Annotated in this window: 26 protein-coding genes; 22 read left to right on the forward strand and 4 right to left on the reverse strand. The window is 72.0% G+C overall.

What is annotated here, in order from left to right; all coding sequences use genetic code 11:
• Positions 1-37 precede the first annotated feature (37 nt).
• The 9 genes from hpt to ACXJKB_RS11750 all read left to right on the forward strand — a co-directional run bounded on the left by hpt (position 38) and on the right by ACXJKB_RS11750 (position 7,627).
• Positions 38-589 (forward strand): hypoxanthine phosphoribosyltransferase, encoded by a 552-nt coding sequence (gene hpt, locus ACXJKB_RS11710; RefSeq protein WP_457188496.1) that lies wholly within the window; start codon positions 38-40, stop codon positions 587-589.
• A gap of 125 nt (positions 590-714) precedes the next feature.
• The gene (ftsH, locus tag ACXJKB_RS11715; protein ID WP_457188498.1) at positions 715-2,775 is read left to right on the forward strand and encodes an ATP-dependent zinc metalloprotease FtsH; all 2,061 of its coding nucleotides are present in this window, start codon (positions 715-717) and stop codon (positions 2,773-2,775) included.
• A complete protein-coding gene (folE, locus tag ACXJKB_RS11720) occupies positions 2,772-3,392 on the forward strand; it encodes a GTP cyclohydrolase I FolE (protein ID WP_457188500.1) in 621 nt (206 codons plus the stop codon). Before ftsH ends, folE begins: the two co-directional genes overlap by 4 nt.
• A gap of 38 nt (positions 3,393-3,430) precedes the next feature.
• Positions 3,431-4,234, forward strand: a complete 804-nt coding sequence (gene folP, locus ACXJKB_RS11725; protein ID WP_457188559.1) for a dihydropteroate synthase — start codon at positions 3,431-3,433, stop codon at positions 4,232-4,234.
• 61 nt (positions 4,235-4,295) lie between these two features.
• On the forward strand, positions 4,296-4,670 hold the full coding sequence (gene folB, locus ACXJKB_RS11730; protein ID WP_191194336.1) for a dihydroneopterin aldolase: 375 nt from the start codon (positions 4,296-4,298) through the stop codon (positions 4,668-4,670).
• The gene (folK, locus tag ACXJKB_RS11735) at positions 4,663-5,232 is read left to right on the forward strand and encodes a 2-amino-4-hydroxy-6-hydroxymethyldihydropteridine diphosphokinase (protein WP_191194337.1); all 570 of its coding nucleotides are present in this window, start codon (positions 4,663-4,665) and stop codon (positions 5,230-5,232) included. The genes folB and folK overlap by 8 nt, the downstream gene beginning before the upstream one ends.
• Positions 5,233-5,290: 58 nt before the next feature.
• Positions 5,291-5,794: a DUF3180 domain-containing protein gene (locus ACXJKB_RS11740; RefSeq protein ID WP_457188503.1), complete on the forward strand. Its 504-nt coding sequence runs from the start codon at positions 5,291-5,293 to the stop codon at positions 5,792-5,794.
• Positions 5,795-5,803: 9 nt separating this feature from the next.
• Positions 5,804-6,421 (forward strand): hypothetical protein, encoded by a 618-nt coding sequence (locus ACXJKB_RS11745; RefSeq protein WP_457188505.1) that lies wholly within the window; start codon positions 5,804-5,806, stop codon positions 6,419-6,421.
• A gap of 105 nt (positions 6,422-6,526) precedes the next feature.
• Complete coding sequence (locus ACXJKB_RS11750; protein ID WP_457188507.1) at positions 6,527-7,627, forward strand: GNAT family N-acetyltransferase; 1,101 nt, start codon at positions 6,527-6,529, stop codon at positions 7,625-7,627.
• Between the two features lie 3 nt (positions 7,628-7,630).
• On the opposite strand, the gene ACXJKB_RS11755 is transcribed toward ACXJKB_RS11750, so the two are convergent.
• Positions 7,631-8,614 (reverse strand): ABC transporter ATP-binding protein, encoded by a 984-nt coding sequence (locus ACXJKB_RS11755; protein WP_457188509.1) that lies wholly within the window; start codon positions 8,612-8,614, stop codon positions 7,631-7,633.
• A gap of 3 nt (positions 8,615-8,617) precedes the next feature.
• Here ACXJKB_RS11755 and ACXJKB_RS11760 point away from each other — a divergent pair, with 3 nt between their 5' ends.
• The 3 genes from ACXJKB_RS11760 to ACXJKB_RS11770 all read left to right on the forward strand — a co-directional run bounded on the left by ACXJKB_RS11760 (position 8,618) and on the right by ACXJKB_RS11770 (position 11,091).
• Positions 8,618-9,316, forward strand: coding sequence for an ABC transporter permease (locus ACXJKB_RS11760; RefSeq protein ID WP_457188511.1), 699 nt, complete (start codon positions 8,618-8,620; stop codon positions 9,314-9,316).
• Positions 9,316-10,074: an ABC transporter permease gene (locus tag ACXJKB_RS11765; protein WP_457188513.1), complete on the forward strand. Its 759-nt coding sequence runs from the start codon at positions 9,316-9,318 to the stop codon at positions 10,072-10,074. Before ACXJKB_RS11760 ends, ACXJKB_RS11765 begins: the two co-directional genes overlap by 1 nt.
• Positions 10,075-10,137: 63 nt before the next feature.
• A complete protein-coding gene (locus ACXJKB_RS11770) occupies positions 10,138-11,091 on the forward strand; it encodes an ABC transporter substrate-binding protein (RefSeq protein WP_457188515.1) in 954 nt (317 codons plus the stop codon).
• Between the two features lie 129 nt (positions 11,092-11,220).
• On the opposite strand, the gene ACXJKB_RS11775 is transcribed toward ACXJKB_RS11770, so the two are convergent.
• Positions 11,221-12,339, reverse strand: coding sequence for a glycosyltransferase family 2 protein (locus tag ACXJKB_RS11775; RefSeq protein WP_457188517.1), 1,119 nt, complete (start codon positions 12,337-12,339; stop codon positions 11,221-11,223).
• Between the two features lie 55 nt (positions 12,340-12,394).
• Between ACXJKB_RS11775 and ACXJKB_RS11780 the strand changes: the two genes are divergently transcribed.
• The 5 genes from ACXJKB_RS11780 to ACXJKB_RS11800 all read left to right on the forward strand — a co-directional run bounded on the left by ACXJKB_RS11780 (position 12,395) and on the right by ACXJKB_RS11800 (position 17,357).
• Positions 12,395-13,525 (forward strand): sulfotransferase family protein, encoded by a 1,131-nt coding sequence (locus tag ACXJKB_RS11780; RefSeq protein WP_457188519.1) that lies wholly within the window; start codon positions 12,395-12,397, stop codon positions 13,523-13,525.
• Positions 13,522-14,472 (forward strand): glycosyltransferase, encoded by a 951-nt coding sequence (locus ACXJKB_RS11785; RefSeq protein WP_300049253.1) that lies wholly within the window; start codon positions 13,522-13,524, stop codon positions 14,470-14,472. The genes ACXJKB_RS11780 and ACXJKB_RS11785 overlap by 4 nt, the downstream gene beginning before the upstream one ends.
• Positions 14,473-14,696: 224 nt before the next feature.
• Positions 14,697-15,638 carry a MetQ/NlpA family ABC transporter substrate-binding protein gene (locus ACXJKB_RS11790; RefSeq protein ID WP_457188521.1) on the forward strand — a complete coding sequence of 314 codons (942 nt, stop codon included), beginning with the start codon at positions 14,697-14,699 and terminating at the stop codon, positions 15,636-15,638.
• Between the two features lie 28 nt (positions 15,639-15,666).
• Positions 15,667-16,695 carry a methionine ABC transporter ATP-binding protein gene (locus ACXJKB_RS11795; RefSeq protein ID WP_457188523.1) on the forward strand — a complete coding sequence of 343 codons (1,029 nt, stop codon included), beginning with the start codon at positions 15,667-15,669 and terminating at the stop codon, positions 16,693-16,695.
• Positions 16,692-17,357, forward strand: coding sequence for a methionine ABC transporter permease (locus ACXJKB_RS11800; RefSeq protein WP_457188525.1), 666 nt, complete (start codon positions 16,692-16,694; stop codon positions 17,355-17,357). The genes ACXJKB_RS11795 and ACXJKB_RS11800 overlap by 4 nt, the downstream gene beginning before the upstream one ends.
• A 30-nt stretch (positions 17,358-17,387) precedes the next feature.
• On the opposite strand, the gene ACXJKB_RS11805 is transcribed toward ACXJKB_RS11800, so the two are convergent.
• Both ACXJKB_RS11805 and ACXJKB_RS11810 read right to left on the reverse strand, forming a co-directional pair.
• Positions 17,388-18,113, reverse strand: coding sequence for a hypothetical protein (locus ACXJKB_RS11805; protein WP_457188527.1), 726 nt, complete (start codon positions 18,111-18,113; stop codon positions 17,388-17,390).
• A complete protein-coding gene (locus ACXJKB_RS11810) occupies positions 18,110-18,490 on the reverse strand; it encodes a PadR family transcriptional regulator (RefSeq protein ID WP_457188529.1) in 381 nt (126 codons plus the stop codon). The genes ACXJKB_RS11805 and ACXJKB_RS11810 overlap by 4 nt, the downstream gene beginning before the upstream one ends.
• A 166-nt stretch (positions 18,491-18,656) precedes the next feature.
• Here ACXJKB_RS11810 and ACXJKB_RS11815 point away from each other — a divergent pair, with 166 nt between their 5' ends.
• Genes ACXJKB_RS11815 through nadC form a run of 5 tightly spaced genes read left to right on the forward strand, consistent with a single transcriptional unit; the run spans position 18,657 to position 23,522 of the window.
• Positions 18,657-19,589, forward strand: a complete 933-nt coding sequence (locus ACXJKB_RS11815) for a Rossmann-like and DUF2520 domain-containing protein (RefSeq protein ID WP_457188531.1) — start codon at positions 18,657-18,659, stop codon at positions 19,587-19,589.
• Positions 19,586-20,524 (forward strand): pantoate--beta-alanine ligase, encoded by a 939-nt coding sequence (gene panC / locus ACXJKB_RS11820; protein WP_457188533.1) that lies wholly within the window; start codon positions 19,586-19,588, stop codon positions 20,522-20,524. The genes ACXJKB_RS11815 and panC overlap by 4 nt, the downstream gene beginning before the upstream one ends.
• Positions 20,524-20,940 (forward strand): aspartate 1-decarboxylase, encoded by a 417-nt coding sequence (gene panD / locus ACXJKB_RS11825; protein ID WP_300049263.1) that lies wholly within the window; start codon positions 20,524-20,526, stop codon positions 20,938-20,940. Before panC ends, panD begins: the two co-directional genes overlap by 1 nt.
• A gap of 9 nt (positions 20,941-20,949) precedes the next feature.
• Positions 20,950-22,623, forward strand: coding sequence for an L-aspartate oxidase (locus ACXJKB_RS11830; RefSeq protein WP_457188535.1), 1,674 nt, complete (start codon positions 20,950-20,952; stop codon positions 22,621-22,623).
• Positions 22,620-23,522, forward strand: coding sequence for a carboxylating nicotinate-nucleotide diphosphorylase (nadC, locus tag ACXJKB_RS11835; RefSeq protein WP_457188537.1), 903 nt, complete (start codon positions 22,620-22,622; stop codon positions 23,520-23,522). The genes ACXJKB_RS11830 and nadC overlap by 4 nt, the downstream gene beginning before the upstream one ends.
• Positions 23,523-23,648: the final 126 nt, after the last annotated feature.

Raw genomic sequence — 23,648 nt, forward strand, 5'->3', positions numbered from 1 at the left:
TGCACGGTGTCCTCCGTCGCCCCCTAGGCTGACGCCCATGGACTCGTCCCACGTGGAGAACGACCTGGTCAACATCCTCTTCACCGAGGAGCAGATCCAGCAGCGGCTGGCCGAGATGGCCCTCCAGATCACCGAGGACTACGAGGGACGCGACCTGCTCGTCGTCGGCGTCCTGCGGGGGGCGGTGATGGTGATGGCCGACCTCGCGCGGTCGATGCCGCGGCACCTGGAGATGGACTGGATGGCCGTCAGCTCCTACGGGTCGGGCACCAAGTCCAGCGGCGTGGTCCGCATCCTCAAGGACCTCGACACCGACATCAGCGGCCGCCACGTGCTGATCGTCGACGAGATCATCGACACCGGCCTGACCCTGAGCTGGCTGGTCAACAACCTCTCGAGCCGCAGCCCCGCGAGCGTCGAGATCGCCACGCTCCTGCGCAAGCCCGAGGCGCTGTCGATGCCCGTGGAGCCGAAGTACATCGGCTGGGACATCCCCAACGAGTTCGTCGTCGGCTACGGCCTCGACTACCGCGAGCGCTACCGCAACCTGCGCGACATCGGCACCCTCGCGCCCCACGTCTACTCCTGAGCGAGCGTGCCCGGGCGCGCCACTGACCTCGAACGGGTCGCCCCGCTTCACCCCGCCTGAAAGAATAAGGGCCCCGGCGGCGTGTAGCGTCGCCTCCTCACCTCCGAAACCGCTGAAAGTTGCCTGTGAAGCGCATATTCAAGGGTCCCTGGCTGTGGATCGTCCTGTCCGCCTTCGCGGTCCTCCTGGCGATCCAGTTCCTCGCACCCAGCGACGGCTACGACGAGGTCGACACCTCGACCCTGGCCTCCTACATCGACGACGGCAAGGTCGACGAGATCGAGTTCAACGGCGCCGACTTCGAGATCCAGGCGACGCTCGACAAGGGCACGCGCGAGGACGGCGACAAGGTCGTCGCGCAGTACATCGACGGGCAGCAGGAGACCTTGCTCGCGGCCGTCGACGAGCAGGTCGCCGCGGGGACGATCGACAAGGCCAACTCGACCGTCCCGCAGCCGAGCTTCCTCGGCTCGCTGCTCGCCACCCTGCTGCCCTTCGCGCTGATCATCCTGCTGTTCATCTTCCTGATGAACCAGGCCCAGGGCGGCGGCGGACGTGGCGTCATGCAGTTCGGCAAGTCCAAGGCCAAGCTGATCACCAAGGACATGCCGAAGACGACGTTCAGCGACGTCGCCGGCTGCGAGGAGGCGATCGAGGAGCTCGGCGAGATCAAGGAGTTCCTCACCGACCCGGCCAAGTTCCAGGCCGTCGGTGCCAAGATCCCCAAGGGCGTGCTGCTCTACGGCCCGCCCGGAACCGGCAAGACCCTCCTCGCGCGCGCGGTCGCGGGCGAGGCGGGCGTGCCGTTCTACTCCATCTCCGGCTCCGACTTCGTCGAGATGTTCGTGGGTGTGGGCGCGAGCCGCGTCCGCGACCTCTTCGAGCAGGCCAAGGAGAACCCGCCGGCCATCGTCTTCATCGACGAGATCGACGCCGTCGGCCGCCACCGCGGCGCCGGGATGGGCGGCGGCCACGACGAGCGCGAGCAGACGCTCAACCAGCTGCTCGTCGAGATGGACGGCTTCGACGTGCGTGGTGGGGTCATCCTCATCGCCGCCACCAACCGTCCCGACGTGCTCGACCCCGCGCTGCTGCGCCCGGGCCGCTTCGACCGCCAGGTGCAGGTCGACGCCCCCGACCTCAACGGCCGCCACCAGATCCTGAAGGTCCACTCGCGCGGCAAGCCGATCGCGCAGGACATCGACCTGCTCAGCATCGCCCGCCGCACGCCCGGCTTCACCGGTGCCGACCTGGCCAACGTGCTCAACGAGGCGGCGCTGCTGACCGCGCGCAGCAACGCCAAGATGATCACCGACGAGTCCCTCGACGAGGCGATCGATCGCGTCATCGCCGGTCCGCAGCGTCGTACGCGCCTGATGAGCGAGCGCGAGAAGCTCATCACCGCCTACCACGAGGGCGGCCACGCCCTGGTCGCCGCGGCCCTGCCCGGCACCGACCCGGTGCACAAGGTGACGATCCTGCCGCGTGGTCGTGCGCTCGGGTACACGATGGTGCTGCCGGACCGTGACAAGTACTCCCAGACGCGCAGCGAGATGCTCGACTCCCTCGCCTACATGCTCGGCGGCATGGCCGCGGAGGCGCTGATCTTCCACGACGTCACCTCCGGTGCCGGCAACGACATCGAGAAGGCGACGGGTCTCGCGCGGGCGATGGTCACCCAGTACGGCATGACCGAGCGCCTCGGTGCGGTCAAGCTGGGCGACAGCAACTCCGAGCCCTTCCTGGGCCGCGACATGGGCCACACGCGCAACTACTCCGAGGAGACCGCCGCGGCGGTGGACGGGGAGATCAAGACGCTGCTGGGCCACGCCCACCAGGAGGCCTTCGAGATCCTCCACGAGAACCGCGACGTCCTCGACGCGCTGGTGCTCGCGCTGCTCGACAAGGAGACCCTCGACAAGGGTGAGATCGCGGCGATCTTCGAGCCGTTGAACCGGCGGCCGACGCGTCCGGCGTGGACCGGCTCGCCCGAGCGCGTGCCGTCGACGATCCCGCCGGTCGACATCCCGCAGGAGATCCGTGACCGGGTCAACGCCGACATCGCCTCCCAGCAGTCGGAGACCAGCGGCGCGATCCTCACGCCGCCCGGCGCGGGTGGAGACGTCCACGGCGTCCCGGGCGTCCACCCGGACACCCCCACCCCGCCCAGCCCGGACGCGCCGTGACGGACCCGGTCACCGTGCCGCAGGTCGCGCCGGAGGACGTGCCCGCCTTCGACCAGGCCAGGGCCGAGGCCGCCGTGCGCGAGCTGCTCTACGCGATCGGCGAGGACCCCGAGCGCGAGGGGCTGCACGAGACCCCGGCGCGGGTCGCCCGCGCCTACGCCGAGCTCACCCAGGGCCTGCGCCAGAGCCCGCTGGACGTGCTGACCACCACCTTCGACCTCGGTCACGAGGAGATGGTGCTGGTGCGTGACATCGAGCTCTGGTCGATGTGCGAGCACCATCTGGTGCCATTCACCGGGGTGGCCCACGTCGGCTACATCCCGGCCGAGACCGGCAAGATCACCGGCCTGTCCAAGCTCGCGCGGCTCGTCGACGTCTACGCCAAGCGCCCGCAGGTCCAGGAGCGGCTCACCACGCAGGTCGCCGACTCGCTGATGGAGATCCTCGAGGCGCGCGGCGTCATCGTGGTCATCGAGGCCGAGCACCTCTGCATGACGATGCGCGGGGTCAAGAAGGCCGGCGCCCGCACGATCACGTCTGCGGTGCGCGGCATGTTCCTGACCCAGCAGGCCACTCGCGCCGAGGCGATGGCGCTCATCCACTCAGGCACCAGGTGAGCGAGGGGGCGTCCCCCGCTGACCGGTCGACCCGGGTGATGGGGATCGTCAACGTCACGCCCGACTCGTTCTCCGACGGCGGCCGGTGGGACACCACCGAGGCAGCCGTCGCCCACGGCCGACACCTCGTGGTGCAGGGGGCCGACGTGCTCGACATCGGGGGTGAGTCGACCCGGCCGGGCGCGACCCGCCCACTGGTCGCCGAGGAGCTCGGCCGCGTCGTCCCGGTCATCCGTGAGCTGGCGGCCGACGGCGTCGTGGTGTCGGTCGACACGATGCGCGCCGAGGTGGCCGCGGCGGCCATCGATGCCGGCGCGGGGATCGTCAACGACGTCTCCGGCGGCCTCGCCGACCCGCGGATCCTCGACGTCGTCGCCGACAGCGACGCGTCCTACGTCGCGATGCACTGGCGCGCCCACGCCGACCGGATGCGCGACTTCACCGACTACTCGCCCGACGGCGTCGTGGAGTCCGTACGCCGTGAGCTGGGCGAGCGGCTCGACGCGGTCCTCGCCGCCGGCGTCCCGCGTGAGCGGGTCGTCCTCGACCCGGGGCTGGGCTTCGCCAAGAAGCCCGGCCACAACTGGGAGCTGCTCGCCGCGCTCGACGGCCTGCGCGCGCTGGGTTGCCCGCTGCTCGTGGGTGCCAGCCGCAAGTCGTTCCTCGGCTCCCTGCTGGCGGCCGACGGCGTGCCGCGGCCGGTCGACGAGCGCGAGCACGCGCACGCCGCCCTGGTCGCCCTGCTGGCCGTCCGCGGGGTCGACCTCCTGCGCGTGCACGACGTACGAGCCACGCGGGACGCACTCGCGGTCGTGGCAGCGATGGATGGAGGCAAGGCATGAGCACCCCACGACGTTCTTCTCCGCCGCCGCGCTCCCCCGAACAACGCCGAGGGGACCCCGCATGACCGACGAGCTGTCCGTGACGGGCATCGAGTGCTTCGCCCACCACGGTGTCTTCGACTTCGAGCGGCGCGAGGGCCAGGTCTTCGTCGTCGACCTCGTGCTGGGCATCGACACCCGGCCTGCGGCTGCCTCCGACGACCTGGTGGACACGGTCAACTACGGCACGCTGGTGGCGGACGTGAAGGCTGCCGTCGAGCGCGACCCCGTCGACCTGATAGAAACCGTCGCTCAACGCATCACGGACGTGTGCCTGTTGGACACTCGTGTTGAATGGGCGCGAGTCACGCTCCACAAACCTGATGCGCCCATCGACGCGACGTACTCGGACGTCGCGCTGACGATCACCAGAACGCGAGGCAACGCTCATGACTGAGACTCCCAACCCCCACATCGTGGACGCCGACTCCCTCACGGGGGAGATGCACCCGATCCGCCGGGTGGTGCTCGGCCTGGGCTCCAACCTCGGCGAACGTCTGGGCTCCCTGCAGGGCGCGGTCAACGCGCTCGCGGACACCCCGGACTTCTTCGTCACGGGCGTCTCGCCGGTCTACGAGACGGAGCCGGTCGACGCGCCGGAGGGCTCGCGCCCCTACCTGAACGCCGTCCTGCTCGCCGACACCACGCTCCCCGCCGCCCGGCTGATGGAGCGTGCGCTGGCCATCGAGGACGCCTTCGACCGCGAGCGCAGCGACATCCGCAACGCCCCGCGCACGCTCGACGTCGACCTGATCGTCGTCGGTGACCGCCGCTCCAACGAGGACTTCCTGCGGCTGCCGCACCCACGCGCCCACGAGCGCGCCTTCGTCCTCCAGCCGTGGCACGACCTCGAGCCCGACGCGGTCTTCCCCGACCGTGGCCCGATCGCCGAGCTGCTCGACGCGTCCGACTCCTCGGGTGTGAAGAGGCGTGAGGACCTCACCCTCGAGGTCGAGTGACCACCCCGCGACCTCCTGCTGCTCCGCTGCGCTCCTCCACAGGACGCGGGGACCCCGAGTGACCGAGTCCGGCCCGGACGCGCCCGACGAGGACCCTGACGAGCCGCGCGGGACGCTCCGTCCCACCTCTGCGCGCGCCCTGACGGCGTCCATCGTCGTCGGACTGGCGATCGGCTGGGCGATCCACCCCGTGATGACCTCCGTGGCCGGCCGGCCACCGCTGGTGTCGTGGGCGCAGGCCCTCGTGCTGGTGATGGTCGCCGCGATCATGGGCTTCCTCGCCTGGCACACGTGGCAGACCGTTCAGGTGAGGGGTCAACGGCTCGAGCCGCACCAGGCGGTCAACCGCCTCGTCCTGGCCCGGGCGTGCGCCCTCGCCGGCGCCGCGGTGACCGCCGGCTACGTCGGCTACGCCGTCAGCTGGCTCGGCGACGAGTCGCACTACGCCGACCGGTGGATCCTCCGCTCGCTGGTCGCCGCCGCCGGTGCGGCGGGGGTGACCCTCGCCTCGCTGGCCCTGGAGCGTGCGTGTCGCACGGACGGCGGGCTGCCGCGCGCCTAGTCTGGCGCCATGCCTTCCCAGGAGTCACAGCAGTCACAGGTGTCTCGTACGCCTGCTCGTCGCCGCCAGCGCAGCACGCGCCTGGCCGTGGCCGTCACGCTCCTCGCCGTCGGCGCGGCGCTCGTGATCGGCGCGCTCGCGTCCTCGTCGGCCGGACTGACCGCTGTCGCTGCCGTCGTGGCCGTGCTCGCCGGAGCAGCCGCCACCCGCATCACCCACTCCGAGCTCATGCAGGCCCGTCGCGACGCCGCGCGCGACCGCGCCGTGCAGGCGCAGGAGTACCGCACCCTGACGGAGCGCCGTACGGCCGAGTCCGCGGCCTTCGCCGCCGACATGCGCCGCAAGATCAACGAGCGCGAGGAGGCCATCGACGTCCTCGAGCGGGCCCTCTCCAACGCCCAGAAGAACGCGGCCGAGCAGACCCTCAAGCGTGGCCAGGAGGCCCGCCGTGCCGACGCCGCCGAGCGCGGCCGGGACGAGGCGCAGAGTGGCCGCGACGACGCCGAGGGCCGTGCCGCCGAGGCGATCGTGATCGTCGCCGAGCTCGAGGCCGAGATCGACGTCCTCCGCGCGGAGCTCGACTCCCTCCGCGCCGCCGCCGCGCGCCGCGACCACAGGAGCGCCTGAGGCTCCACGACCTGAGCGGTGGCCCAGCCACGTTCCTGACACCTCCGTACGCCGGAAAGGTGGCTGACGCACCGCCCGGGAGCGCGTACGGAACAATGGCCGCTCGTGATCCCCGAGGACAACCGGTTCGAGAGCGACCCCGTCGACGCGCTGCCCGAGGACCCGGGACTCCCAGCGGGCTGGGTGGCCGAGACGCCCGACGGTGACGACGCGGCGACGGTCGAGCGACTGGCCGAGCTGCTGCGCGACCACGAGCGGGCCGGACGCGGCTGGCCCGGCTCGGGCGAGGACGAGGTCCGGGTCGAGGTGTCGGAGCGCGGCGTGGCCATGCGCGAGAACCTCGTCGTACGCGACCCCGAGGGCAGGATCCAGGCCTGGGGCAGCGTCCACGACCGCGCCGAGGGCCGGATGCTCTTCGTCCACATCGTCGGCCGCGAGGTCGACGAGCGGGTGGCGGACCGCTGCAGCGAGGTGCTGTTCGACTGGGCCGAGGCGCAGGCGCGGGCGGTCGGCGCGGCGCGCGGCCTGGCCGAGCAGCAGATCGACACCGGCTCCTTCGCCGACGACGAGCGGCAGCACGGCTGGCTGTCCGACGCCGGCTTCGAGCGGGTGCGGACCTGGTGGCAGATGAGCCGCTCGGTGGAGGCCGCGGAGGCCGAGCTCGTGCCCGACCCGGCGCGCTGGGAGCGCAAGGGCGTCGTCTTCCGCCTCGTCGAGCGGCAGGGCGGCCAGGACTCCGACGGCATGCCCGACGAGGGCGACCTGCGCGCGGTGCACGACGTGCTCGAGGGTGCGTTCACCGACCACTTCAACTCGACGGAGGAGACCTTCGACGAGTTCATCCACCGGCTCCGCGAGGACCCGGGCCACCGCTGGGACCACTGGTGGCTGGCCGAGATCGTCGACGGTGAGGGTGGCGAGCCGGAGCCGGCCGGTGCCCTGGTCGGCACGGTGAGCGAAAGCGGCACCGGGCCCGACGGGTCGTACGTCGCCTACCTCGGCGTGCTCGAGTCCGCGCGCGGCCGCGGGGTCGCCACCGGCCTGCTCCGCACGATCATCGCCGACGCCGCGTCCCGTGGTCGCGACCGCGTCGGCCTGGAGGTGGACGCCGACTCACCGACCGGCGCGGACGGCCTCTACACGGCGATGGGCTGGGGCACGAAGTACGTCACGGAGTCCTGGCACAAGGACGTGACGGTCACGTAGGGCTCAGCTCAGCGAGCGCCGCAGCGCGCGGTGCACGCCGGCGGGCGTGAGCACGCCGAGGAACGTCGGCCCGCGTCGTACGCCGACCATCGGCTTGTCGTCGCGGAGCATCGCGGCGAGGGCGTCCTCGAGCGAGGAGTCGATGTCGATCGCCGAGCCGAGGTCGCCGGTGGCGACGCCGTCGAGCGGCTCGAGGTGCTCCTCGCGGAGCCGGGTCACGGTGAGGGTGCGGAGGCCGCCGGAGCCCACGAAGTCGGCCACCTGCTCGTCGGCGGGGTGGGCGAGCAGCTCACCGGGGGTGGCGTACTGCGCGAGCCGGCCGCCCGTGGCGAAGACGGCGACGCGGTCGCCCATCCGGATCGCCTCGTCGATGTCGTGGGTCACCAGCACCACGGTCTTGCCGAGCTCGTCCTGCAGCCGGCGGAACTCGTCCTGCAGGCGGCCGCGCACGACCGGGTCGACGGCACCGAAGGGCTCGTCCATCAGCAGCACCGGGGGGTTGGCCGCCAGCGCGCGAGCGACGCCGACGCGCTGCCGCTGACCGCCGGACAGCTCGTGCGGGTACTTCCGGGCGTACTGCGCCGGCTCGAGTCCCACGGTCTCGAGGAGCTCGTGGGCCCGCTCGCGCGCGGTGGTCTTGGACTCGCCGTAGAGCAGCGGCACCGTCATCACGTTCTGCTCGATGCGCTGGTGCGGGAACAGCCCGATCTGCTGGATGACGTAGCCGATGCCGCGGCGCAGCTCGACCGGGTCGACGTCGGTGACGTCCTGGCCGTCGAGCCAGATCCGGCCGGTGGTCGGCTCGATCAGCCGGTTGATCATCTTCAGCGTCGTCGACTTGCCGCACCCGGACGGGCCGACGAGGCAGACCATCTCGCCGCGCGAGACGTCGAGGTCCAGCTCGTGGACGGCAACGGTCCCGTCGGGGTAGGTCTTGCCGACGCCCTGGAGCCGGATCATCGGCTCGTCGCCCCGTGTAGCGTCCATGCGGTGACCATACTGGGGGCAGCCGATTCCGGGCCGACCTGCTACAGCCGGTTCGTCAACGAGTGGTTCTGCTGGCAGTACGTCGAGGACCGCCACGTGCAGATCACCGACGCCCTCGTCGAGCACATCGGCATCACGCTGGCCGCCCTCGTGCTCGGCATCGTCATCGCGGTCCCGCTGGCGCTGCTCGCCCGGCGGATCCCGCGGCTGGAGTCCCTCGTGCTCGGCTTCAGCACCGGTGTCTACACCGTGCCGTCGTTGGCGCTGCTGCCGCTGCTGGTGCCGTTCACCGGCCTCTCCGCGGCGACGGTCGTGATCGGGCTCGGGCTCTACGCGCTGACGATCCTGGTCCGTGCGCTCCTCGACGGGCTCCGGTCCGTGCCCGACGACGTACGAGAGGCGGCGCGCGGCCTCGGCTACGGCCGCGCGCGGATGCTCACCCGCATCGAGATGCCGCTCGCGCTCCCGGTCGTGATGGCGGGCCTGCGCGTCGCGGCCGTCTCGACGGTCGCGCTGACCACCGTCGGCACGCTGGTGGCCTACGGCGGTCTGGGCGACCTCATCTCCCACGGCGTGCAGCGCGACTTCCGGGCCGAGCTGATGACCGCCGCGGTGCTGTGCGTGGTGCTGGCCGTGGTCCTCGACGTCCTGCTGGTGCTGCTGCAACGGGTGCTGACGCCCTGGACGGCAGGGGCGCGCTGATGGAGCTCTTCTCCGAGACCTGGCAGTACCTCCTCGACCCCGACAACTGGACCGGCGCGGAGGGCCTCGTCGCGCGGTTGCTGGAGCAGCTGCTGCTCACCGCGACGGCCCTCGCGGCCGCCATGCTGCTCGGGCTGCCGCTCGCCCTCTGGCTGGGTCACCTCGGCAAGGGCGGCTTCCTCGCCGTCAACATCTCCAACGTCGGCCGCGCCGTCCCGACCTTCGCGCTGCTGGCCATCCTGGTCGCGGCGGACTGGCCCGGGTCGGCGGACTTCGGGCCCTACGGCCGTGCCGGCCTCGCCACGCTCATCGCGCTCGTGCTGTTCGCCCTCCCGCCACTCATCACCAACGGCTACGTCGGGATGCGCGAGGTGCCCTCCGACGTGCAGGAGGCCGCCGACGGCATGGGCATGTCGCCGGTCCAGCGCTTCCGGCGCGTGGAGCTGCCGCTCGCGCTGCCGGTGGTCGCGTCGGGCGTGCGCCTCGCGCTCGTGCAGGTGTGGGCCACCGCCACCATCGCGGCCCTGGTCGCCGGGCCGGGGCTCGGTCGCATCATCACCGAAGGTTTCGCGCGCAACGACTACGCCCAGGGCATGGCCGGCGCGGTCGTCGTCGCCGTCGTCGCGCTGGTCCTCGAGCTCGCCGCGGCGGCCGCCCAGCGCGCCGTCGACCCCATGCCGAGCGGTCCGTCAGCGGATCGTGATGACGCGCTGTCGGTGCCCTCGACTACGGTGTCAGAGGCTCCCACCGGGGGCTGAGCGGACCCGCTCGCATCACCGGACACGCGTGGCTCGGCCACGGGACACAGAAGGTTGAACGACATGCACGTACGACGTCCGCTGATGGCGGTGACCGCCCTGGCCCTCACCGCCCTGATGGCCGGGTGCGCCGGCGACGACCTGGCCTCGGAGAACGACGAGCCCACCTCCGGCTCGGGCGGTGGGGGCGGCGACGGCACCTCCGTCGTCATCGGCAGCCAGAGCTTCGACGAGGCCGCGCTCGTCACCGCGATGTACCAGCAGGTCCTCGAGGCCGAGGGCTACGAGGTCGAGACCCGCCTGGTCGACACCCGCCCGATCTACCTCAACGAGATGCCCGACTCCGTCCAGATCGCCCCTGAGTACGTCGCCGGCATCGTCGACCAGCTCAACACCGACGCCAACGGTCCCGACGCCAAGCCGCTGTCGACCAGCGACGCCCAGGAGACGATCGACGCCGGCGCGTCGCTGCTCGAGGAGAAGGGCATCACCCTGCTCGACCCCTCCCCGGCGTTCTCCGCCAACGGCTACTTCACCAGCCAGGACTTCTCCGACTCCGAGGGCGTCACCAAGCTCTCCGACCTCGAGGGCCAGAAGGTGACGCTGGCCGCGGCGCCGGACTGCAAGGGCCGCACCGACTGCGAGAAGGGGCTCGTCGACACCTACGGCATCGACATCACCCTCGAGCCGCTCGGCTACGCCTCCACCGAGACGTTCCAGGCGGTCCTCGACGGCGAGGCCCAGCTCGGCCAGACCAGCACGCTCGACGGCACGCTGGAGGACCAGGGCCTGCTCCTGCTCGAGGACGACAAGGGCATCCAGCCCGCGCAGAACCTCATCCCGGCCGTGTCGACCGACTTCCTCGCCGACCACCCCGACATCGAGGGCCCGCTCAACGACCTGATGGCGGCGCTCGACAACGAGACCCTCGGTGGGTTGCTCGTCAGCGTCCAGATCGACCGCGAGCAGCCGGCCGACGTGGCCAAGGAGTTCCTGGAGTCCGAAGGCCTGCTGTGAGCCGCGCAGCGACGCGCGCTCGCGCGCGCCGCGTGGGCGCGGCCAGATCGAGTAGCCCACCGGCTGTGGGACGAAGCCGGTGACAAGGCGTACCGAGATCTAGAGGCCGTTGACATGGCGTATCCAGATCTAGACGTCGACCTCGTGGTCCCGCAGCGCCAGCGCTGCGGGATCCACGGTGGTCTCGTCGAGCACCGAGGGCGGCACGGACAGCCGCCAGGCCCCGGTCGCCACGTCCTGCACCCGGGCCGCAGGGCCGTCGAGCGTGGCCACCCACTCCATCAGCGCGGTGACGTCGGCGCGGCGGTCCTGCTCGACCAGCCAGCCGGCGAGCCGGTGGACCGGCGGCAGGCCGCTGTGCACGAGCGAGCGTCGGCCCCAGAGCTCGAGCACGCCTGATCGCAGCAGCCGCCACCACTCGGGCGTGCACCCGGGCACCAGCAGGAAGTAGCGCCAGAGGTCGCCGGCCAGCACCCGGTCGACGAAGACGGCCTCGACCTCGGCCGACCCGTGGTCGCGCACCGAGGCGAGCGACATCCGCTTGGTCTCCCAACGGTCGCCGAGGTCCTGCAGCGAGGACGCCCGGGTCTGGGTGATCGAGCCCTCCCGGATCCGCCAGCGGTAGACGACCTCGTCGAGCACGTCGAACCTGCCCTCGAGGAACGCCCGCGTCGTGGTGGGCTGGTCCTCGTAGCGCACGCCCTCGGGCCACGACAGCCCGCGGGCGTCCCACCACGACCTGCGGAACACCTTGTTCCAGGCGAACACGTCGCCGAGCACCTCGGGCCGGTCCTCGACGCGTGCGCCGCGCACCGGCCGGTGGAGGCGCCGCATCCACGGGGGCTCGACCAGCCGGTCGCCCTCCCAGCGCACGATCGAGCCGGTCGCGAAGTCGGAGCCCGAGTCGTCGAGCGCGCCCACCAGGTCGGCGTACGCCGTGGGCGGGAGCACGTCGTCGGAGTCGAGGAAGGCGAGGTAGTCGCCGCGCACGTGGTGGACGCCGAGGTTGCGGGCGGCGCCGAGGCCGCCGTTGACGGAGTGCACGACGCTGATGCGGTTGTCGCGCCGCGCCCACGCGTCGGCGATCTCGCCGGTGCGGTCGGTCGCCCCGTCGTCGACGACCACCGCCTCCCAGCGCCGGTGCGTCTGGGCGACGAGGGACCGCATGCAGTCGTCGAGGTAGTCCTCCACGCCCCATGCCGGGATGACCACCCCGAGGAGCGGTGCCCGGGAGAAGAGGCGCTTCATGGGCGACGACCCTAGGACACGGGCCGGCAGGCAGGACGCCGGTAGGCTGCCCGCCGTGACCGAGCAGCCGAGAGCCATCGACGAGATGAACCCCGACGGAGTCCCGCGGAAGGTCCTCTTCGTCGCCGGTGCCGGCCGCAGCGGCACCAGCACCCTGGCCGGCATCGTGTCGCGGCTCGGCATGCACGTGCCGCTGCCCGAGGTGCCGCCGGACGACTCCAACCCGCGCGGCTTCAGCGAGCCGCAGTGGGTCGTCGACGTCCACGACGAGTGGCTGCGCGAGGCGCTGGTGCAGGTCAGCGACAGCCGCCCGGAGGCGTGGTTCGACACCGGTCGCATCTGCAGCCGCGAACCCGCCCGGATCCGGGTCAGCGAGTGGCTCGAGCCGCACTTCGCCGAGCACCCGGAGCTGGTCGTCAAGGACCCGCGGCTGAGCTGGTTCCTCGGCCTGTGGCGCGTCGCCGCCATCCGCACCGGCGCGACCCCGGTCTTCGCCACCATGCTGCGACCGCCCGCCGAGGTGGTCGGCTCCAAGCAGAAGTACTACGCCAACAAGCTCGGCTCGGCGCACCTCGCGGCCAGCTGGGTCAACATGCTGCTGCACACCGAGCGGGCCACCCGCAGCGTCGACGGCGTGGGCGAGGCCGACGCCGGTCAGGGGCGCGTCTTCGTGCGCTACGAGGACCTGCTGACCGACTGGGTCAGGACGACCACGGCCATGGGCCACGCGCTCGACCTCCAGACGATCATCCACACCCGCAGCGACCAGATCCGCGAGGTGCACCGCTTCATCGACCCGAACCTGCGCCGGGTCACCGCCACGCTCGACGACCTCGCGCTGCCCAAGCGGCTCCACGACCTCACCGGCCAGACGTGGGAGGAGCTCAACAAGCTCGCCGACGAGGGTGGCGACACCACGGCTGCGCACGCGACCTTCGACCAGCTCCGCGCGGAGTACGTCGACCTCTACGAGGAGGCGGCGGCCATCAGCCGCTCGACCGCAGAGCACGCCCGCCACCAGGCCCGCCGGCGGGCGCTCCACGATGCCGCGGCCGAGGGGACATCGAGGTCGCTCGCCGACCGCGTGCCCCACGACGTACGCGCCGCGATCCCGCCGTCGGTGCGTCGCGGCGTCCGCAAGGCCCTCGGGCGCACTCGAGACGCGACCGGGGACCCGCAGCCGTGACCATCCCGATCGGCTCCGGCCACGGCCTCACCAACGTCGAGGGCCACGAGGACTTCGACATCGTCTGGCCGTGGAACCAGCCCGGCGGGCTGCGGCGCGGCGCGACCGCGGTGCTGCGGGTCAAGAACGAGGCCCCCGGTCTGCGGTTCGTGCTGCCGCCGCTGCTCCGCGCGTGCGACCACGTGCTGCTCGTCGACAACGGATCGGACGACGGGACCGGCGAGGAGGCCCTGCGGGTCGCGGCCGAGCACGGCCTGTCCGACCGGTTCACCCTGAAGGCGTACCCCTTCGAGGTGGCGCGCGCAGGAGCCGAGCACCTCGCGGTCAACGAGCGCTCCGTGCACTCGCTCGCCTACTTCTACAACTGGTGCTTCTCGCACGTCCGCACCCGCTACTCGTGGAAGTGGGACGGCGACATGGTCCTCACCACCGAGGGCGAGGTGTCCATGGCCGACCTGTCCTGGCAGGTCGGGATGGCCGAGGCGGTCATCCGCTTCCCGCGCCACGGCCTCTACATCGAGTCCGACCGCAAGGCCTACCTCGACCTCGGCCTGCGCAACATCGAGGAGTGGGGTTTCCCGATGAGCCCCGACTACGTCTACACCAAGGCACCGGAGTGGGAGATCCGCACGACGCCCGACCGCATCGAGCAGTTCGCGCTGCCGCAGGGCCTGTGCGTCGAGCTGAAGTGGCTCGACGGCGACGAGTTCGCGCACTGGACCAACCCCGAGTCGTTCGCGACCTCCATCCGCAACCGGCGCAAGCGCCGCGAGTGGCTGGTCTGGAACGCCCTCCACGACGGCCAGGTGCCCGAGGGCGTCGTCGAGATCGAGTCCCCGGAGGGCGTGCACGTCGTCGACCACGTCACCCACGTCTGGCTGCCGCGCGCGCCGCGGCCGTTCGTCGTCGACGACCCCGACCACGCCAGGCTGCACCTGCGCGCCTGAGCGCTCCCGCTGTTCCCGGGTGGGCCCCGGTCGAGGGGCAGTGAGGCGGTTCACACCGGCTCGGGGCATATCGGTTTGGTGTCCGGGGGTTCCACCGGTCTAAGGTCGTCGCAAGGCTTTGTCATGCTTGTCTATCAACTTTGTGTTGTTAGACGACGGCCAGTGGGGGTTCGCGAGCGCGTGCGCGTCCCTGCGCTCCACGACGTACGACGAAAGGCTCCGCCATGTCCGAGAACCACCCGCAGATCGCACCTCCCGCCAAGCGCCGTACGCCGCTCCTGGTCGGCATCGCCGTCCTGGCGGTCATCGCCGTGGTGGGCGGCTTCCTCTGGTCCCGGGGCGGCGACGACGCCGGCGCCGCGAGCGGTGAGAAGAGCGAGAAGGTCGTGCTGGGCACCGTCGGCGCCAGCGACCCGTACTGGCAGGTCCTGGTCGACGCCGCCGCCGACGAGGGCATCGACCTCGAGGTCAAGGACTTCGCCGACTACACCCAGCCCAACCCCGCGCTGAGCGAGGGCGAGCTCGACATCAACCAGTTCCAGCACCTCGTCTACCTCGCGGAGTACAACGTCGCGAACGACGACGACATCGTGCCGCTCGGCTCGACAGCGATCTACCCGCTGGGGCTCTACTCCTCCAAGGTCGACTCCGTCGAGGAGATCCAGGACGGCGACACCGTGGTCGTCCCCGACGACGACAGCAACCAGGCCCGCGCCCTGCTGATCCTCCAGTCGGCCGGTCTCATCACCCTCGAGGACGGCGGCTCGATCTACTCCACGCTCGCCGACATCGACGAGTCCGCCTCGAAGGTGCAGGTCAAGGCGATCAAGGCCGACCTCACGCCCACCTCGCTGCCCGACGTGGCCGCGGCGGTCATCAACAACGACTTCGTCGAGAAGGCCGGCCTCTCCTTCGAGGACGCGCTGGCCACCGACGACGTCGAGGACCCCAACGCGCTGCCGTACGTCAACGTCTTCGCCGTCCGCGCCGAGGACCGCGACGACCCGACGCTGCTCAAGCTGGTCAAGGTCTACCAGGAGACGCAGGCCGTCCTCGACGGCGTGCAGGACGTGTCCGGCGGCACCGCCGAGCTGGTGAAGGTCCCGCAGGACGAGCTGCAGGCGTCGCTGGACGACGTCGAGGCCGACACCGCAGCGCAGAAGTGACCCGACGCCAGTAGGGGAGGAGCCCAGGATGCCGCTCGTCGAGCTGACCGACGTGCACAAGACGTTCCCGGCCGCGCGCGGCGGGACGCCCGTCGAGGCGATCCGCGGTGTCGACCTGACGGTCGAGGCCGGTGAGATCGTCGGCATCGTGGGCTACTCCGGCGCCGGGAAGTCCACCCTGGTGCGGCTGATCAACGCGCTCGAGTCCACCACCTCGGGCACCGTGCGGGTCGGCGGCCGGGAGATCACCGGCCTGAAGGAGCGCGAGCTGCGCGAGGTGCGGCTGGGGATCGGGATGATCTTCCAGCAGTTCAACCTGTTCCGCTCGCGCACCGTGTGGGGCAACATCGCCTACCCGCTCGAGGTGGCCGGCGTCCCGAAGGCCGAGCAGAACGCGCGGATCTCCGACCTGCTCCACTTCGTCGGCCTCGCCGACAAGGCCCACAGCCACGTCGAGGAGCTCTCGGGCGGCCAGAAGCAGCGCGTCGGCATCGCCCGCGCGCTCGCCACCAACCCGCAGCTCCTGCTCGCCGACGAGTCGACCAGCGCCCTCGACCCGGAGACGACGCAGGAGGTGCTCGCCCTCCTGCGCCGGGTCAACCGGGAGCTCGGCATCACGATCGTGGTGATCACCCACGAGATGGACGTCGTGCGCAGCCTGGCGCACCGCGTGGTGGTGATGGAGGCCGGCCGCATCGTCGAGGAGGGCCCGGTCGTGCGGGTGCTCTCCGACCCCCAGCAGCCCGTCACCCGCCGGTTCGTCTCGACGATCGTCGACGACGAGCCCGACGTCGAGGCGCTGGCCGCCCTCCACGCCCGGCACGCCGGTCGCTTCGTCAAGCTCGCCTTCCGCGGCGACGACGTGCGCCAGAGCGACGTGTTCGCGGTGCTCCTCGAGCACGGCGTGCGCTTCGAGCTCGTCTTCGGCGGCATCGAGGAGGTCCAGGGCGAGACCTTCGGCAACCTCACCCTCGCCCTCGACGGTGATCCCGCGGCCGTGGACGCCGCCGTCGACGCCGTACGAGCGCTCGTCCCCGCGAAGGAGCTGCCGCGATGACCGACTCCAACATGAGCGAGCTCTGGCCGCTCTTCTGGGACGCGGCGTGGGAGACGCTCTACATCGTCGCCATCACCCTGACGCTCGGTGGCCTCCTCGGCCTGCTGCTGGGGCTGGGGCTGTACGTCACGCGCGGCGGCGGTCTCTACGCCAGCCGCCCGGTCAGCCTCGTGCTCAACGTGCTGGTGAACTTCTTCCGGCCGATCCCGTTCGTCATCTTCATCGCGGCCGTCCAGCCGTTCGCCCGGGTCGTCGTCGGCACCGGCATCGGCAACCCGGCCATCATCTTCGCGCTCACGCTCGCCGCCGCCTTCGGCATCAGCCGCATCGTCGAGCAGAACCTCGTGACGGTCGACCCCGGCGTCATCGAGGCCGCGCGGTCCGTCGGCGCCAGCCGGGCCCGCATCGTCCGGACCGTGGTGCTGCCCGAAGCGCTCGGCCCGCTGGTGCTGGGCTACACCTTCGCGTTCGTCGCGCTGGTCGACATGACCGCGGTCGCCGGCGTCATCGGCGGCGGGGGACTGGGCAACTTCGCCCTGCAGTACGGCTTCCGGCAGTTCGACACCGTCGTCACCTGGACCGCGGTCATCGCGATCGTGGCGCTCGTGCAGGTCGTCCAGCTGGCCGGCAACTCGGCCGCGCGCCGCATCCTGCGCCGCTGACCGGGACCCTGGCCGCGGTGCCTGCTCCCGTCAGAGGAGCAGCAGCGGGATCGCCATCACGGCGGTGAGCACGGGGAAGAGCCACGGCCCGAGCAGGTCGAGGCCGCGGGACACCGTGCCCTCGTGCATCGTCCCGGTGCCGCCGGCGCCCTCGGGGCCGACCACGGGGTCGGCCAGGTCAGGCCCGCGCAGCGTCAGGACGGTGTGCGCGGCCAGGAGGGCCACCCCCGCGACGAGCGAGGGCAGGACCGGGACGCTGACCACGGTCTGCCGCCAGGTCACCAGCACGGCGACGAAGAGCGCGACGGGCGCCCCGCCGCCGACCACGGCGACCCACCAGTGCTTCACGACCGCGCGCAGTAGCGGCTCGGCCAGCCGGACGACCAGCACGGTGCCCAGCACCACGAGCGCCGACACGGCCAGGAAGCCGGCGGTGAGCTCGACCTCCGTGCCCGAGCTCCACGCCCCGATCGCGGCGAGCGTCAGCAGCATGCCGGCGAGGCCGAGCACCGACCTCGCCACGTCGCGTGCGAGGTCCGGGGACGCGGGCGCCGGGGCGGGCGCGAGGTCGGCGGCGTACGCCTCGGGGTCGCCGAAGGCGGACCGCGCGGACTCGCCGCTCTCGGCGCAGTGCGCCTCGACCTCGGCGAGCGCGGACCCGATCCGGCGCCCGTCGACACCGCGCAGGCGCAGCTCGAGCAGGAAGGCCTGCGTCCACTCGTCCTCGACGTGCGGGGTGTTGGTGTCGATCTTCATGACGGTTCCTTCCGGGAGGGCTCCGCGAGGGCGGAGTCGTGGACGAACGAGCTGGTGACGTCGGCGAAGGCGAGCCAGTGGGTGACCTGGCGTCGGTGCTCCTCCTCGCCGGTCGGGGTGAGGGCGTAGAACTTGCGGCCGGGACCGCCTTCTCCCGCGCGCCACTCCACCGAGACCAGGCCGGCCTCCTCGAGGCGGCCGAGCAGCGGGTAGAGCGTGCCGCCCTTGACCGTGCCGAGCCCGGCATCGGCGAGGGCGCTGGCGATGGCGTACCCGTAGGTCGGACCGTCGGCGATGACGTGGAGCACGCAGACTGCCAGCGCGCCGCGCATCCACTCTGTCGGCCAGCCGGCGTCGGTGCTGGTCGGCGTCTGCATGACTAGATCGTGACACCAACTAGTCAGTGTGTCCACTCAGTTGGAGGCGGGAGTGGCCTTCGTCACGCCGTCGTTCCGTTCCCACCGTGGAATCGGCGGGCGTACGCTCGATGTTGATCGCAGTAGATCGGTACCCGCCACGGGACTGAAACGAAGAGGTCACCACATGACGCACGACCCTGTCCTCCGCCCGGTGTCGCACCCGACGTTCGCCGTCGGCGTGATCGGCGCCGGTCGTGTCGGCGCCGTCCTGGCCGCCGCCCTCCGGACCGCCGGCCACGACATCGTCGCCGCCGCCGGCGAGTCCGACGCCTCGCGTGGTCGCATCGACGACCTGCTCCCCGGGGTCACCGTCGCCAAGCCGACCGATGTCGCGCGCGCCAGCGACCTGCTGCTGCTGACGGTCCCCGACGACATGCTGTCCAACGTCGTCACGGTGCTGAGCGCGAGCGGCGCGATCCGCGAGGGCCAGGTGGTGGTGCACACGAGCGGCCGGCACGGCCTGGCCGTGCTCGAGCCCGCCCGCGAGGTCGGCGCCCGCACCGTCGCCCTGCACCCCGCGATGACCTTCACCGGCACGGAGGTCGACCTGCCCCGCCTCGCCGGCTGCGTGTTCGGCGTGACCGCCGCCGACGCCGACCGCGAGCTCACGGAGTCGCTCGTCGCCGACCTGGGCGGCCGCGCGATGTGGGTCCCCGAGGACCGCCGCACGCTCTACCACGCGGGTCTCGCCCACGGTGCCAACCACCTCGTCACCCTCGTCGCGGAGGCGATGGAGATCCTCTCCGCCGCCGGCGCCGAGGACCCCGCCGCCACGCTCCGCCCGCTGCTGACCGCCGCCCTCGACAACGCGCTCGAGGACGGCGACGCGGCCCTCACCGGCCCGATCGTGCGCGGCGACGTGGAGACCGTCCGCGCCCACCTGGCCGACCTCGAGGCCACGGCGCCGCAGACACTGCCGTCCTACCTCGCCATGGCCCGCGCCACCCTGAGCCGGGCGGTGACCGACGGCCGGCTGCTGCCCATCCGTGCCACCAAGATGCTGGGCGTCCTCGACGCGGCGACCGCCCCGACCTCGCTGGACCGGCACGCTCGATGACGACGACCCCCGCCCTCGCGTCGACCCGCGAGGAGCTCGCCGGCCTGCTCGCCGGCGCCCGCCGCGCCGGCGAGAAGATCGCGTTCGTCCCCACGATGGGCGCCCTGCACGACGGCCACGCCAGCCTGGTGCGGACCGCACGGGCCGCCACCACCGGGCCCGTGGTGGTCAGCATCTTCGTCAACCCGATGCAGTTCGCCCCGACCGAGGACCTCGACCGCTACCCGCGCACCCTCGACGCCGACCTCGAGGTCTGCGCCCGCGAGGGGGTGGACGTCGTCTTCGCCCCCAGCGTGGAGGAGATGTATCCCGGCGGCTTCAGCCACGAGTCCGTCCACGACGGCGTCACCGTGGCACCAGGCGCGCTGGCGACGATCCTCGACGGGGCGTCGCGGCCCGGACACTTCGACGGCGTGCTGACCGTCGTCGCCAAGCTGTTCGGCCTGGTCCGCCCCGACGTCGCGGTCTTCGGGCAGAAGGACTACCAGCAGCTCGTCCTCATCCGCCGGATGGTCCGCGACCTGTGCATGGGCATCGAGGTCGTCGGTGCCGAGACGGTCCGCGAGCCCGACGGCCTGGCCCTGTCCAGCCGCAACCGCTACCTCGACGACGACCAGCGGGCGGCCGCGCTCGCCCTCAGCCGGGCGCTGCGCGTCGCGCAGGAGCGGGCGGCGTACGGCGTCCCTGCCGCGCGCTGGGCCGCGATGTCGGTCCTCAAGGCCGAGGCCGGTCTCGAGCTCGACTACCTCGCGCTCACCTCGACCGACCTCGGTGAGCCACCCGAGACCGGAGTGGGCCGGATCCTCGTTGCTGCGCGCGTCGGCACGACGCGGCTGATCGACAACCTGCCCCTCACGTTCGACCGCATCGTCCCCGATGCGGCCCTGGCGGGGACCGCGTCCGCGGCCTCGACCACCTCTGGAAGGAACAGCTGATGCTGCGCACGATGATGAAGTCCAAGATCCACCGGGCCACCGTGACCCAGGCCGACCTGCACTACGTCGGGTCGGTCACCGTCGACGAGGACCTGCTCGACGCCGCCGACCTGCTGGCGGGCGAGCTCGTCCACATCGTCGACGTCACCAACGGCGCCCGCCTCGAGACGTACACGATCGCCGGCGAGCGCGGCTCCGGCGTCATCGGTATCAACGGTGCCGCCGCCCGGCTGGTGCACCCCGGCGACACGGTCATCCTCATCGGCTACGGCCAGATGGACACCGCCGAGGCCAAGCAGCTCGAGCCGCACGTCGTCTTCGTCGACGCCGACAACAAGATCATGGGCACCGGATTCGACCCCGCCGACACCTTCGGCGACGAGACCTTGTCCCGCGGCGACCTCGTCGCTCGATAGCCTGCGCGGATGACCTCCCACCGGCCGGTCCCGGGCCGTCTCCGCGCCCCGGCGCCCGGCTGGACCACCCGCGCCGACGTCGTCGTGGTGGGCTCCGGCATCGCCGGGCTCACCGCCGCTCTGCGCATCCACGCCGCGAACCCGTCGCTGCGCCTGCTCGTCGTCACCAAGGACGTCCTCGCCGCCGGGTCGACGCAGTGGGCCCAGGGCGGGATCGCCGCCGCGCTCGGACCGGGTGACACCCCCGAGCAGCACGAGCACGACACGCTCGTCGCGGGCGCGGGTGCCTGCGACGTGGAGGCCGTACGCGTCCTGGTGACAGAGGGCCCCGAGGCAGTGCGCGAGCTGATCGCCCTCGGCACGCAGTTCGACCTCCACCCCGACGGCGAGCTGTCGCTGACGCGCGAGGGCGGCCACCACCGTGACCGCATCGCCCACGCCGGCGGCGACGCCACGGGCGCGGAGATCCAGCGCGCGCTGATCGCCGCGGTCGAACGGGCGCCGGAGATCGAGGTCGTCCAGCACGCGCTGGCCGTCGACCTGCTCCGCTGCGCCGACGGGGGCGTGGCCGGACTGACGCTGCACGTCCTCGGCGAGGGCCAGCGCGACGGGGTGGGTGCCGTGCTCTGCCGGGCGGTCGTCCTCGCCTCGGGTGGCCTCGGCCAGGTCTTCAGCCAGTCCACCAACCCCAGCGTGTCCACCGGCGACGGGATGGCCGTCGCGATGCGGGCCGGCGCCCGGCTCCGCGACCTCGAGTTCGTCCAGTTCCACCCCACCGTCATGTGGCTCGGCCCCGACTCCCAGGGCCAGCAGCCGCTGATCTCCGAGGCGGTGCGCGGCGAGGGCGCCTTCCTCGTCGACTTCGACGGCAACCGCTTCATGCAGGGCGAGCACCCGCTCGCCGACCTCGCGCCCCGCGACGTGGTCGCCAAGGCGATCACCCGCCGGATGATCGAGACCGGCCACCCGCACATGTGGCTCGACGCCCGTCACCTCGGCGCCGCGTTCTGGGAACGGCGCTTCCCGACCATCCTGCGCGTCTGCCGCGAGCACGGCGTCGACCCGGTGACCGAGCTCGTCCCGGTCGCGCCCGCCCAGCACTACGAGTCCGGCGGGGTGGCGACCGACCTGTGGGGGCGTACGACGGTCCCGGGCCTTTACGCCACCGGCGAGGTCGCCTGCTCCGGCGTCCACGGCGCCAACCGGCTGGCGTCCAACTCGCTGCTCGAGGGGCTGGTGTTCTCCCGCCGCATCGCGGACGTGCTGCCCGGCGAGCTGCGCGACTGGGCCGACCCCGTCGCCGACGTGCGCCCCGAGGGCCTCGTCTCGGGTGAGCGCCGCCGGTCGATGCAGGAGACGATGACGACCCGCGTCGGGGTGCTGCGCAACGCGGCCGGCCTCGCCGAGGCGCTGGCGTTCCTCGGGTCGCTCGACCACGGCGCGGCCGAGGTCGGGCCCGACGCCTGGGAGACCACCAACCTGCTGACCGTCAGCACCGCCCTCGCCGAGGCCGCGGCGCTGCGCACCGAGACCCGCGGCTCCCACTGGCGCGAGGACCACCCCGACCGCGACGACACGAAGGCCGGCCACGTCGACTCGTGGCTCGACGCCGACGGTGGCGTGGCCGTCGAGTGGACGTACGCCCCCTCCACCGATCCGTCGACCGCCGAGGTGCTGACATGACCAGCCTGCGCGACGTGCCCGAGGAAGTCATCGACGACCTCACCGCAGCGGGGCTCGACCCCGACCACGTCTGGGACGTCGTGTCGCGTGCGCTCATGGAGGACCTCCCCGATCGACCGCACGAGGACCCCACCAGCGAGTCGACCATCCCGGCCGGTGCCCGCGCCGAGGCCGTCTTCGGCGCGCGCGAGCCGGGCGTCGTCGCCGGTCTCGGCGTCGCCGCGGTCGCCTTCTTCATGGTGGGCGCCGACGCGACCCTCACCGACCGCCTGGCCGACGGGACGCATGTCGAGAAGGGCGACGTCGTGATGCGGGTCGAGGGGCTGACCCAGCGGATGCTCGTCGCCGAGCGCACCGCCCTCAACCTCGCGTGCCACCTCTCGGGCATCGCGACGGCCACCTCCCGCTGGGTCGACGCGCTGGACGGATCCCCGACTCGGGTGCTCGACACCCGCAAGACGCTGCCCGGCCTGCGCGCGCTGCAGAAGTACGCCGTGCGCTGCGGTGGCGGGGTCAACCACCGCTCCAGCCTCCAGGACATGGCGATGGTCAAGGACAACCACGTCATCGCCGCCGGGGGAGTGCTCCCCGCGCTCGAGGCCATCCGGGGCCGGCACCCGGGGCTGCCCGTCGAGGTCGAGGTGACGACGCTCGACCAGCTCGACGACCTGCTCGCCCTGCCCGCGCCGCCGGAGCGGATCCTGCTCGACAACATGAGCGACGAGCTGATGGCGGACGCCGTACGACGTACGGCCGGGCGGGTGCCGCTCGAGGCCAGCGGCGGGATCACGATCGAGCGGGCCGCGCGCATCGGCGCCACGGGCGTCGACTTCGTCTCGGTCGGGGCGCTCACCCACTCGGTGGTCGTGTTCGACATCGGCATGGATCTCGTGGAATGAGGGCGGCGGAATGAACACCCCACGACGTTCTTCTCCTCCGCAACGCTTCGCCCCACAGTCTTCTGGTTCCCCCGCTCCGCTCCTCCACCACAAGCCTGCGGGGACCCCAAAGCTTCGCTCCCCCGA

The organism is Nocardioides sp. P5_E3 (assembly GCF_054049275.1).